The organism is Ureaplasma urealyticum serovar 8 str. ATCC 27618 (assembly GCF_000169535.1).
Lineage (GTDB): Bacteria > Bacillota_I > Bacilli_A > Mycoplasmatales > Mycoplasmoidaceae > Ureaplasma > Ureaplasma urealyticum.
In genome coordinates this window covers 168,293-181,309 of the sequence record NZ_AAYN02000002.1, presented here as the reverse complement: position 1 = coordinate 181,309, position 13,017 = coordinate 168,293, and the positions used below count along the sequence as shown (strand labels likewise).

Annotated in this window: 13 protein-coding genes; all 13 read left to right on the top strand. The window is 28.0% G+C overall.

The features are described 5' to 3' along the window. Positions 1–52: 52 nt before the first annotated feature. The 13 genes from UUR8_RS00780 to UUR8_RS00720 all read left to right on the top strand — a co-directional run bounded on the left by UUR8_RS00780 (position 53) and on the right by UUR8_RS00720 (position 13,016). On the top strand, positions 53–478 hold the full coding sequence (locus tag UUR8_RS00780; RefSeq protein WP_004025560.1) for a hypothetical protein: 426 nt from the start codon (positions 53–55) through the stop codon (positions 476–478). Between the two features lie 41 nt (positions 479–519). Beyond that, complete coding sequence (locus UUR8_RS00775) at positions 520–1,347, top strand: F0F1 ATP synthase subunit A (protein WP_004025612.1); 828 nt, start codon at positions 520–522, stop codon at positions 1,345–1,347. A gap of 62 nt (positions 1,348–1,409) precedes the next feature. After that, complete coding sequence (locus UUR8_RS00770; RefSeq protein ID WP_004026138.1) at positions 1,410–1,739, top strand: ATP synthase subunit C; 330 nt, start codon at positions 1,410–1,412, stop codon at positions 1,737–1,739. A gap of 67 nt (positions 1,740–1,806) precedes the next feature. Further along, positions 1,807–2,424 carry a F0F1 ATP synthase subunit B gene (gene atpF / locus UUR8_RS03725; protein ID WP_004027286.1) on the top strand — a complete coding sequence of 206 codons (618 nt, stop codon included), beginning with the start codon at positions 1,807–1,809 and terminating at the stop codon, positions 2,422–2,424. A gap of 3 nt (positions 2,425–2,427) precedes the next feature. Next, entirely contained in the window at positions 2,428–2,967 is a 540-nt protein-coding gene (gene atpH / locus UUR8_RS00760) for an ATP synthase F1 subunit delta (protein ID WP_004025884.1), read from the top strand. A gap of 9 nt (positions 2,968–2,976) precedes the next feature. Next, on the top strand, positions 2,977–3,276 hold the full coding sequence (locus UUR8_RS00755; protein ID WP_004025548.1) for a F0F1 ATP synthase subunit delta: 300 nt from the start codon (positions 2,977–2,979) through the stop codon (positions 3,274–3,276). Positions 3,277–3,278: 2 nt separating this feature from the next. Then, entirely contained in the window at positions 3,279–5,672 is a 2,394-nt protein-coding gene (gene atpA, locus UUR8_RS03830) for a F0F1 ATP synthase subunit alpha (RefSeq protein ID WP_004026090.1), read from the top strand. Positions 5,673–5,686: 14 nt separating this feature from the next. After that, on the top strand, positions 5,687–6,478 hold the full coding sequence (locus UUR8_RS00745; protein ID WP_004025763.1) for a hypothetical protein: 792 nt from the start codon (positions 5,687–5,689) through the stop codon (positions 6,476–6,478). Between the two features lies 1 nt (position 6,479). After that, the gene (atpG, locus tag UUR8_RS00740) at positions 6,480–7,340 is read left to right on the top strand and encodes an ATP synthase F1 subunit gamma (protein WP_004025531.1); all 861 of its coding nucleotides are present in this window, start codon (positions 6,480–6,482) and stop codon (positions 7,338–7,340) included. Between the two features lie 23 nt (positions 7,341–7,363). Continuing rightward, positions 7,364–8,758 (top strand): F0F1 ATP synthase subunit beta, encoded by a 1,395-nt coding sequence (atpD, locus tag UUR8_RS00735; RefSeq protein ID WP_004025634.1) that lies wholly within the window; start codon positions 7,364–7,366, stop codon positions 8,756–8,758. Beyond that, the gene (gene atpC / locus UUR8_RS00730; RefSeq protein WP_004025580.1) at positions 8,758–9,168 is read left to right on the top strand and encodes an ATP synthase F1 subunit epsilon; all 411 of its coding nucleotides are present in this window, start codon (positions 8,758–8,760) and stop codon (positions 9,166–9,168) included. Before atpD ends, atpC begins: the two co-directional genes overlap by 1 nt. Positions 9,169–9,310: 142 nt before the next feature. After that, entirely contained in the window at positions 9,311–9,616 is a 306-nt protein-coding gene (locus tag UUR8_RS00725; RefSeq protein WP_004025818.1) for a hypothetical protein, read from the top strand. A 124-nt stretch (positions 9,617–9,740) separates the two neighbouring features. Then, the gene (locus UUR8_RS00720; protein ID WP_004025985.1) at positions 9,741–13,016 is read left to right on the top strand and encodes a hypothetical protein; all 3,276 of its coding nucleotides are present in this window, start codon (positions 9,741–9,743) and stop codon (positions 13,014–13,016) included. The last annotated feature ends 1 nt before the right edge of the window (position 13,017 follow it).

Genomic DNA, 13,017 nt, shown 5'->3' with positions numbered 1-13,017 from the left:
TTTTTGGCTAATTTTTTAAAAAAGAGAATGATTAAATGTGAATTTTAAAAGAATGGTCGATGGTTATCTAATAATTTTTTTACCTTTTTTATCAATATCATTTATGGTATTTGTTTTTTTAGGTATTTTATTAGAAAAAGGTTGATCATTTTTTTACACTTACTTATTAGTTATTCCCTTTGGATTTGGAATTACACTTTTAAGAATTTTCATTATTTCTAAATTATTAAATAAACGTTTAAAAATGAATAACTTAGGTATTAATCCAAAAAAATATCGTCGATTGCCAGCAAATTTTTTTGCTTTTGGTACTATCTATATCTTATTTAATTTTTTAATATTAGTACCTTTGGTCATTGGTAATCTCGTCAATCTTTATCAACCTATTTTTGAAGTTATCTCATTATTTATTTTGACATTTTTTATGTTTTTTATTCAAATGGGAATGCAAATTTATCTAGGAGCTAAAAAAAGATAGAGAGCGACAAAAATAATTTTTATTTTATTGGAGGTGAAAAAATGGAAAATTATAACCCGCTTGATATTATGATCGCACTACCTCATATTGCAGCAATCATAATAGTAACTTTAATCATCGCGACAATTTCATTAATTTATTTTAGTATGATTAGAAAATTAACTGTGCATGATGTGCCAAATCGTTTTGTAATTATTATTGGAATGATTGTTGATTATTTTAGAGGACTAGTAGTTGATACAATGGGAGCTAAACATGTTAAACTGGCTCCTTATGTGTTATTTACATTTTGTTATATTTTTACAGCTAACTTAGTTTCTTTATTTGGTTTCAAAGAAGCAACAACAGCTTCGTCAGTACCATTAGCAATGGCTCTTGCAACTGTTGTTGGGGGGCAAATTGTCGCATTAAAATATCAAAAAGCATCATTCTTTTTGAAATTTACTTTTAAAATTAAAGGTTTTCCAATTATGGTAAATCCTTTAGAAATAGTTTCTAAACTAACACCTATTATCTCATTAACTTTCCGTTTATGGGGTAATATTTCTGCGGCGGCAATTTTGTTAAACATTACATATTGAGCATTTGCAGGATTTACAAATGTTGTTCCTTGAGTTGGTGTGTCATTAATCGCTGCTGTAATAATTTTGCCAATATTAATTGGTTACTTTACTTGTTTTGCCGGAACAATTCAAGCTTTCGTATTTACATTACTTACAAGTATTAACTGAGGTCTTGAAATTAAAGAAGGTGAAGAGCATTACGCTCATCTTGCGCATAAAAAAGCTGAAAAACTCGCAGCTAAAAAATTGGCAGAACTTGATGCTCAAAATCAAGCACAAAATAATGAAGTTCAAGTAGTTTTATAGACTAAATTAGAACGTAATTAATATTTAAATTTAAACAGATAAATTATATTTAGGAGATATTTATGTCATCATTTATTGATATTACAAATGTTATTTCATCACATGTTGAAGCAAATTTACCAGCAGTTAGTGCTGAAAATGTACAATCACTTGCTAATGGTGCTGGAATTGCTTATTTAGGTAAGTATATTGGTACAGGTATTACAATGTTAGCTGCTGGTGCAGTTGGTTTAATGCAAGGTTTTTCTACAGCTAACGCTGTGCAAGCTGTTGCTCGTAATCCAGAGGCTCAACCAAAGATTTTAAGTACAATGATTGTTGGTTTAGCATTGGCTGAAGCTGTTGCTATTTATGCGCTTATTGTTTCTATTTTAATTATTTTCGTTGCTTAATTGTATTTTCTTTTTTAAATAAATTTATTAAATAAAAATAATGAAAATTAATTAAGGGAGTAACGTTATGAAATTAAATAAAAAACATTTAGTGGCTACACTATCCGTTCTTTCTTTATCAGTTATGTTCATACCAATGTTGGCTTCATGTACTGGTGATATTCCAGAATTAAACCCAGCAGAAATCATTAATACACTTTTCCCAAACGTATGGGTATTTATTGCTCAAGTTATTGCAATGTGCGTAGTTTTCTCATTAGTATTATGGTTAGTATGAAAACCAACAAACAAAATGTTGGACAAAAGACGAGAATACATTGCTAAAGAAATTACAGACGCAGAAAACGCTAAACAAGAAGCTTTACAATATTTAGAAAATGCTAAATCTGAACATTTAGCTGCACAAGCAGAAACTGCTGAAATTATTGCAAAAGCTAAAAGTGAATCATTAACTTTACGTGAATTATTAGAAAAAGAAGCGCGTGAAGCTGCTGATAAAATTATTAGTTCTGCTAAAATTAGCATTGCTAATGAACGAAGAGAAAATCTTGAACGTTTACAAACTGAAGCTCGTGAAGCTGCTTATATTGCGGCTGAAGCATTGATGAAAAAAGAATTGTCTAGAGAAGATAATGATAAATTAGTTGATCAATTCATTAAAGAATTAGAAACAAACGAAAAATAATTTATGAAATCTTCATTAAAACCAGTTGAGAAATACGCTTATTCTATTTTTGAAATTGCTAAAGAAGAAAAAAAATTAGATTTATACAAGCACAATTTAGAAACAATTAATTCTATCATTGAAGAGGTCCCGGCTTTTTTTGAAGCTGTTGGCGATCCTGCTCGTGATCGTAATGAAAGAAAACAAATTGTAATTAAGAATCTAGAAGGTGAAATTGATATTTATTTAATTAGTTTAATTGATTTACTAATTGATGTTAAGTCAATAAAACTATTAAAAAAAATAGTGTTAAAGGCTCTGGATTTTGTTAATGAAGCTTTAAGTGTTAAAAAAGTTTTAATAACAACTGCTTATGAATTAACAAAAAATCAAATCGATCGCCTTGTACAATCTTTAAAAAAGAAATATGCGTGTGAAAAAATAGAACCAATTGTTGTTGTTGATAAATCAATTATTGGAGGACTTTCAATTAATTTTGAATCACAGGTTTTAGATAATAGTTTAAAAACTAAATTATTTAACGTTGTTAAAAAAACAAATTAGGAAGTAGTTATGCAAAGTAATACTAAACTAGTAAAATATTCAAAAATTATCGCTAATCGTTTAAAAGCATATTCTAATCAAACTCGTTTTATTGAAATTAAAACGGCTTTTGAATTAAATAATGAACAAAAACAAAGAATTGAAAAAACTATTATCAATCGTTTTGGCGATGAAAGACCCATTAAATTTATCGTTGATCCATCATTAATTGGTGGTGTATCATTAAAAATCAACTTGGAAATAATTGATTCTTCTCTAAAAACAAAATTAAATCAAATCATCAATATTAAAGAGAAAGAAGGTGCGTAAAAATGACAGATAATAAAAATCATTCATTAATTAGTGATATAAAATCACAAATTAAGAAATTTTCTGAAAAAGCTTTAACCTTAGAAGTTGGTAATGTAATTTCGTTAGGTGATGGAATTGTATTAGTCGATGGCCTTGACAATGTCATGTTAAATGAAATTGTTCGTTTTGAAAATGGCGTTGAGGGAATGGCTTTGAACCTAGAAGAAGATGCCGTTGGTGTTGTTCTTTTAGGTGATTATTCAAATATTAAAGAAGGCGACCGTGTTTATCGTACAAAAAAAATTGTTGAAGTTCCTGTTGGCGATATAATGTTGGGTCGTGTTGTTGACGCCTTAGGTAAGGCGGTTGATAATAAGGGTAACATTGTTGCAAATAAATTTAGTGTGATTGAAAAAATTGCGCCAGGGGTTATGGACCGTAAATCCGTTCACCAACCACTTGAAACTGGAATTTTATCAATTGACGCGATGTTCCCAATTGGTAAAGGTCAAAGAGAATTAATTATTGGAGACCGTCAAACAGGAAAAACAACAATTGCAATTGATGCTATTATCAATCAAAAAGGTCGTAATGTAAATTGTGTTTATGTTGCTATTGGCCAAAAAAACTCAACAATTGCAAACGTTGTACGCGATCTTGAAGCTCATGGTGCAATGGAATACACAACTGTAGTTACTGCTAATGCTTCAGAACTTCCAGCTTTACAATACATTGCACCATTCACAGGAGTAACAATTGCTGAAGAATGAATGCATCAAGGTAAAGATGTTTTAATTGTTTATGATGATTTAAGTAAACACGCTATTGCTTATCGTACTTTATCATTATTATTACGTCGTCCGCCTGGTCGTGAAGCATATCCTGGAGATGTTTTCTACTTACATAGTCGTTTATTAGAACGTGCATGTAAATTAAAAGATGAATTAGGCGCTGGTTCAATTACTGCTCTACCTATTATTGAAACGCAAGCTGGTGATATTTCAGCTTATATCCCAACAAACGTAATTTCAATTACTGATGGTCAAATTTTCATGATGACATCATTGTTTAATGCTGGGCAACGTCCTGCTATTGATGCTGGTCAATCTGTTAGTCGAGTAGGGTCTGCAGCCCAAATTAAATCAGTTAAACAAACTGGAGCTTCACTAAAATTAGAATTAGCTAACTATCGTGAATTAGAAGCGTTTAGTCAGTTTGGTAGTGATTTAGATGACGAAACTAAACGAATTCTAAAACTTGGTAAAGCTGTAATGGCAGTTATTAAACAAGAACCTAATAAACCATATAACCAAACTGATGAAGCAATTATTTTATTTACTGTTAAAGAAAAACTTATTCCTCAGGTTCCAGTAGAAAGAATTCAAGACTTTAAAGAATATTTGTTAAATTACTTTAAAGGTACAAAATTACGTGCTGATCTTGAAGAAAAGAAAGCTTTTGATAAAGAAAATACACCTGCTTTTAAATGTGCAATTCAAAAAGCAATTAATAATTTTTTAAACAACTCACAAGATTTTAAGCCTTGTGATGAATTAGAACAAACTGCTTATGATAAATTCTTTAATGAAAACGAACCTATTGTTGTTGTTAATGAAAATGAATTTTTTGATGAACAAATTAATTCATTACCAACATTTGAATCGATTCATCCTGTTCAAATAGAAGAAAAAGTTCAAGAATTAGCAGAACCTCGAGAGGTGTTTGAAGTTAATAAAATTGAAAAAGAACACTTATTTGAAGAAGTTGAACCTGAAAAAATAATTTGTGAGCATCATCAATTTGAAATTACTGAAGATCAAGAAGAAGTTGATGGTCAAGAAGTTTTAGAAGATGAAAATCATGAATATGCAATTTATGAAGTTGTTGAACAAAATGACACTATAGAAAATTGTAAAGAAGCTAATGATGAAGCAGAAATCCAAGTTCCAGTTGCTGAAGTTGTACAAGATGAAGAAATTTTAAATGAACGTGAAAATCGTAATTGAGTGTTTTCAGATTCAGCTGTTTCAGAAGTTGAAAAACAAACAATTATGATTTCAATTTCGCCAAATGAATCAGAACAATTGTTTGATAATGGTAGAAGTGTCGTTTTCTTTAAAGTAGCACCAAAATATCCAGTTGAAAAGGTCTTGGTTTACGTTACAAGTCCAATACAAAAAGTAATTGGCGAATTTGACTTATTGAAAATTGATGTTAATTCAGTAAACTCTTCTTGAAACAAATATCGTTCAAGTTCGGTAATTTCATCACGTAAAGAATATTTAGAATATTTTAGCTCACACAAAGAAGCACATGCCTTACTAGCATCAAAGGTTTACAAATATCGTAGACCAAAAGATTTAGCAAGTTTTAATATGAAAAAAGGACCAAGTGGTTTCACTTATCTTAAATAATGTCTCAAATTAAAATGAATAAAAGTTTTGAAGAATTCAGCAAGCTTCCAAAAGTTAAACAAATATTTACACCTTGGTTTATTGTGGCATTAGTTGTATTTATCGTAGGTTTAGTAATTGCTTTTACAATGGTTGGTTTATTAAATGAAGGTTTTGAAAATGCGCGAGCATTAGTTAATGATCAAGGACAAATTGTTGGTAAAGTCGCTGATGTTAATGCTAATGATCATTCTTTAATGTCATGATTGGGTTATGACCAACATGCTAACTATCAAGAGTTATATAAGACAATTAATAACCGTTTGATCGATGGTCAAACAATGGAATCATTAATGAATAATACTGATAAAAAAGTAGATCCAAAATTATATGAAGCACTTCACTATCATGCACATAGTAAACTTATTAACCACAATGGAACATGAGGTTTTACTACAAAAGTATTGAGTGATTGAGAAAATAGTTGATTCTACAAATACAATCAATTATTCTCACAATTAGCTGACTCAAAAGATTCTATATTAGCTGCACAAGGTGCAAAATCACTTAAAAAATTATCAACTATTATTCAATATCAAAACCCAAATTATATTGTATATAATTGAGTGTTTATTGTATTTATGATGCCACAAATGATTACCTTTGTGATTATTGTTGTCAAATTAGCAACTGTATTATCACCTAAAAAAAGCGCTGAAGAAAAACAAGCTTATAAACTTGCAAAACTTGAAGCTAAAAAACAAAAAAAAGCTAAAAATTTAAATAATTCTTTACAACAAACAAATTTGAATTTAGAGGCAAACTAATATGTCTTTAGATGCAATGAAGCGAAAAATTAGCTCAGTTCAAACGACTGCTAAAATTACAAACGCAATGAAATTAGTAGCAACAGCAAAATTAAAACGTCAACGTGATCGTTTAGCAGCAATTAAAGAATATTGTCATGATTACTATGATGTTATTGGTTTATTGTTGTCTGTTGTTAATGATATCGAATTCTTAAAAATCCCAAACGCAAAAAATCGTACATTATATATTACGATTAATTCAACAATGGGTTTGGCTGGTTCTTATAACTATAATGTTAATAAGTTAGTTTCTAAAATTATAAACGAAGATGATATTACATTTACTATCGGTAAAAAAGGGCATGATTTTATGCGTTTATCAAATCGTTTACACCAAGTTAATACTTACTTAAACTTAAATGATAATGATTTAACATTTGATATGAGTTTGCAAATTGCGCGTGAAGCGCTTGAATTATATTCAAACGGTGAAGTTAATAAAATTTGTATTATTTATACTAAATTTATCAATGCCATTACCTTTGAAGTAAATAATATCGATGTTCTTCCATTTGATAAAACTGTTTTAACTAAAGATAATCTAGCAGAAACTATTGAATTAGCAAAAGATAACATCATTTTTCAACCTAATAAAGTTGAACTTGTTAAAAAAATTCTTCCTACTTATATTGCCACAGTTTTATATGGTTCATTAATTGAATCAAAAATTTCCGAAAATGCATCACGTCGTAATGCAATGGATGCCGCAACAAAAAATGCAAAGGCTTTAGCTGAAGATTATAAACTAATCTATAACACATTGCGCCAAGGCAAAATTACTCGTGAAATTACTGAAATTGTTGCAGGTAGTGATGATTAAATATAAACAATAAGGAGCAAAATATGACAGAAGTTAAAAAAGGTAAAATTAACCAAATTTTGGGCCCTGTTGTTGACGTGCGTTTTCCCTCTGAATGATTGCCTGAAATTAATACTGCTTTAGAATTAAATAATCATGGTTCTAAATTAGTGCTTGAGGTTTCACAATTAGTTGGTGATAACATTGCGAGATGCATTGCAATGGACACAACTGATGGACTAGTACGTGGACAAGAGGTAATTAATACTGAAAAGCCAATTATGATGCCCGTTGGAAAACAAGTGCTTGGACGTATGTTTAATGTAACTGGTGATCCAATTGATGAACAACCTGCGCCAACAGGTAAGCGTATGCCGATTCATCGTCCTGCCCCTTCATTTGCTGAACAAGCAGAAGCAATTGAAATTCTTGAAACAGGAATTAAAGTTGTTGATTTACTTGTTCCTTTTGCAAAAGGTGGTAAAATTGGTTTATTTGGTGGTGCTGGGGTTGGTAAAACTGTTTTAATGCAAGAATTAATTCACAACATCGCTAAAAATCATGGTGGTTTATCAGTTTTTGCTGGAGTTGGTGAACGAACTCGTGAAGGAAACGATTTATACTACGAAATGGCTGAATCAGATGTTTTAGACAAGACAGCACTTGTTTTTGGGCAAATGAATGAACCACCAGGAGCGCGTATGCGTGTAGCATTAAGTGGGTTAACAATGGCAGAAGAATTCAGAGATGCTTTTGGTCAAGATGTTTTATTATTTATTGATAACATTTTTAGATTTACTCAAGCCGGTTCTGAAGTTTCTGCTTTACTTGGTCGTATGCCATCAGCAGTTGGTTATCAACCAACACTTGCTTTTGAAATGGGGCAACTACAAGAAAGAATTACATCAACTAAAAAAGGATCAATTACATCAGTCCAAGCGGTTTATGTACCAGCTGACGACTTAACAGACCCTGCGCCTGCAACAACTTTCTCACACTTAGATGCTAAAGTTGTTTTGGATAGAGCTATTGCTTCGCTAGGACTATATCCAGCTATTTCTCCACTCCAATCAACAAGTCGTTTATTAGATCCATTGGTTGTAGGCGTAAAACACTATAGTGTTGCACGTCGTGTAATTGAAATTTTACAAAGATTTATGGAATTACAAGACATTATTGCAATTCTTGGAATGGATGAATTAAGTGAAGAAGATCGTCAATTAGTAATGCGTGCACGTAAAGTACGTAATTACTTGTCACAGCCAAGTCACGTTGCTGAAAAATTCTCTGGTCAACCGGGATTATCAGTTAAACTTGAAGATACTATTGAAGGATTTAGAAAAATTCTTGATGGTGAATGCGATGATATTCACGAACAACACTTCTTATATGTTGGTAAAATTGATGATGTTTTTGAAAAAGTAGCAAAAAGTAAATAATGGCAAATTTAACTAAACTAAAAATCGTTACACCCTATGCACAAAACTTAGAAAAAGACGTGTATAGCGTTGAATTGAAAACATCAGAAGGACGAATTGCGGTTTTACCCGATCATAATCCTTTGATGTCAATAATCGAAAATCACGTTGCTTATATCCGTGAGCTACCAAACGCACCACGCAAACCATTATTATTGTTAGATGGTATTGTTTATGTTGAAGAGCACCAAGTACGTGTTTTTAGTGACTATTTTAAGTTTTTGGATGAAATTAAAATTGATGAAATTAATTCTTTATTGAATAAATTAAAAAACGATTTAGCTAATGAAGAAGATGATAAGAAAAAACTTCAATTAAAATCCAAAATAAAATTAAACGAATCAATTTTAATCGCTTATAAAGATCGATAAAACAATAAAGGCAAGAGGAATTTTCTTCTTGTTTTTTTTATTTTTTTTAAAAAATAAATGGTCCTTTAAATAAATTAATTATGTTTTAAATTTATCTAGTTTAATCTATGTTAAAATAATTAAAAATAAATTAAGGAAAACTATGAAGATTATTGGGTCAGCTTTTTTAGGAATAGTTTTTTGCATTCTTTTGGCTTTTGCAATTATTTTTGGAATTGAAATTGATTATTATCATCAAGGTGATTATTTGAAATATCTTAATTTTTTAGATAAATTACACCAATATAATAAAATTGATAATTTATTTGAATACTCAAATCATTATGAGTCAGCATTAATTGGTGTAATTGTTTTAACAATTATTTGCTTTTTAATATTCATAACACCAATTATAATAATAGCAATAGCAAAAGTTAAAAAAAAGAAAGTAATTAACAAAAATATTTAAAAATAAAACGGTGTTAATTTTAACAAACATCGTTTTATTTTTATTTATTAATTATTTTTGAAAAATTTTATTCTTTTTAATATATAATTAAAATCCTTTAAAAAAATAAAATTATTGATATTATATGCAAAAAAAAATATTAAAAAACTTATCAGTAGGTATTGCATCAACAATAATTCTTGGTTCAATAACTATATCATTATCTAATTGTTCTCATAGCAATAAACAAAAGACATTTTCATCTTCTACAATTACAAATCAAGATACTAAAAATTTAGACATAGTAGCGAAAAATATTAAATTTAAATATGATATTTTTGAAAATGAAGATGAACAAACAATTAAAATTAATAAAATTAAAATTGTGGGTGATTTAGGAGAAACTAAAATAATAATTAAAAAAGTTATTATTGAACAAAAGTCAAATATTTTTCTTGTTCAATACCAGCTTAGTTTACATAACCAAACTAAAGAATATACACAAAAATTAGAAATCAATAAGAAGCAAAGTGTTATTGAAACAAAATACATTAATGATCAATTAAATAGTAAATATCAAGCAAATAATGATTACCGCCCTTTTGCACTAAAAGAATTATTGACTTCACCACAAAACATAAAAAAAACTAGCAATCTTTCTTTAATAACAATACAAAAAAATAATCAAGAATTTAATAATTATTTTAGTTTTATTCAAAATGAGCATAATTTTAAGCAATCACCCTTTAATCAAGTGACGCTCTTAACAAAACAAAATCAACTAACAGATCATTCCACTAACTTTAAATTTGAAAAAATTGAAATAGATAAGGAAAACCAAATTGCAACAGTTAGTTTTAGTCATGATTCTGATTCACAAACAATACAAAAAATACTAAATGCAACAAATAAACTGCTCTTAATTAAAAATTTTGATTGAACCAATCCTTTTAGCAAAATTATTTCGTATGAAAAATTTAATAATAATCAATTACGTTTTTCACTAAAAGATTTTCCTAAATCATTAACAAAATTTATCATTACTCATATTCAATATGATGATGTTGTAGAATCATTAGGACGTGATTTAAAAAACTTATTTTTATATAATCAAATTGAAGAAGAATTAAAATTAAAAAAACTTAACTTCTATCTGCAAGAAAATGAAGTATATGGATCAGCATTTTTTGATTTTAATGAACAAACCTTAGAATTATATAAAAACAAAATTTTTTTATTTGAGTTTACTTTAGACGAAAATTACAGCGAAGCTAGAAAAAATCAAAGTTTAATCGCAAAATATACTCCACCAATTCAGTATGTTCGTGTTCCTTTTAAATCATTATGAAAATTCAAAATTCCTCATTTATATAATGGATATTTATACAAATTAAACAAAATCAGCATTCGTGATAATAATAGTTTAGCACCTTTTGCTTTTGTTAAAATAAAAGAATTAAATACAAGTACTTTTTTTGCAAAAAATATAACATATAATGATCGTAAAATTATTGATTTGTATTACAATAATGATCGGCTTTTTTCAACAAAATATCAAACTTTAAAAAATAAAAACTTAACTTTAAATGATTTATATAAACTTTGAGCATCTGATCAAAATAATTTATATTTAGATTATTCATTGCGGAATTTTATTTCATTAGTTCAATATGAAAATACCTACTTATTTTATAAAAATAAAACAAACGAAGGTTTTTATGATTTTATAACTAAAAAAGCTAATTTTATGCTTGTTAATAATAATGAAATCAAAAATTTACATAAAACTACATTAAAAGATAGTCCAGACTTGATCTTTAAAAAAGATAAAGATAATTATTTTCAATTAACAAAAAAAATAAATAAAATTAAAAATCTAAACCTTATAAATGAAGAAAATTTAGTTTTTAATATTACCTTTGGTTTAGATTCAAATCTTATCAAAGAAACTAACCTATGAAAAAACCTTATGTTAAGATCTCAAATTTCATTAGCAGTTCCTTATAAAATTTTAAAAAATAAAAAAGTTATTGAAGATGCTGAATTTGTTTTAAACTATGGTATTGGAAATCAAGAATACGAATATGAACTTTACAAAAAAATTAAACAAGATTTTCGTTTTCAGATATCTTATATAAATGATGAATTAAAAATTAAAATTATTTCTAAAAATAACGTTAGTGTTTTCAATAATATTTGAGAGCATAATTCTTCAATAGATTCATCTTATTTTTTAACAAAGGCTAATTTTAATATTTATTATTTAAATAATACTACTGTAGATATAATGGAAGATAATGAATCTAATAATCAATATACGACAAGAATTTATAAAAATAATGAACAGAATTTTTTACCTATTAAAAATGCTCGTGATCGTGTAATTTCATTAAGTTTAATTCAAGATGGTACATGAAATGTTTTAGGAAAGGTTAAACCTAATGATGATAATGATTATCGTTATTATCTAATTAGTTGTGCTCATGTTTTAAATAGTACGCAAGCTTTTAAATCAATTAATAAGACAGGTAATAAAGATCTCTTTGAATCAGGTAATAGTTCCAATGGCGATTTTGATCCATTAGTCCCCCAGATTATTCATGAAAATGAAACACTAAATGATAAAAAAAATCCTTATTACAATGCACTTGAAAAAAATGGCAAACTTGAAGCTAATCCAAATCAATTTCAATTTTTAAATTTTCCTGAAAAAATTAGTATCGAATCGATCATTAATTTTGATCATCAAGTAAAAAATAAATTATCCCCTCATGTTAATGCTTTAGGTTTTTTTAATCCTAATGCAAGTTTAGATTTTTCATTAATTACCATTAATTTAAAACCTTTTTTTCAAAAATATGGTCAATTAGAAAATTCAACCGCTTTTAATAATTTAACAAAAGAGCAACAAAGTGTTATTAGACATATTATTAATTTTAAAAATCTAAAACCTTTAAAATTAAGTAATCAAACTAAGTATTTTGATGATAACCAAAATGTCAAATGATACTTGTCAACTTTCCCTAGAACAGAAACAATCAATGAATTTAATGCTGGTAAACTTCCACGCTATCGTGAATATGAAATTAATAAATATGATAAAATCCAAGAAAATATTGTTACTACTAATAATTACTTATCAACAGTAGGGACAACTAAAATTAGTGATCAATATTTTGATGTTGGCTCTGGTTCATCAGGATCAGTAGTTTATGATGAAAATGGTGATTTAGTCGGAATGATTTCTTTTGGTGCCCATGAAAATGCAAAATTTACAGCTGGAGGTATGATTGTTTTTGATTCACTAATTTCTGGATTTTTTGGAGATAAAAACAATTTCGCTAATCGTACATCTTTAATTCAACAAATCAAACAATTAGCTTATTTATATCCAGAAAAATATGAAGATATTTATAAATAGA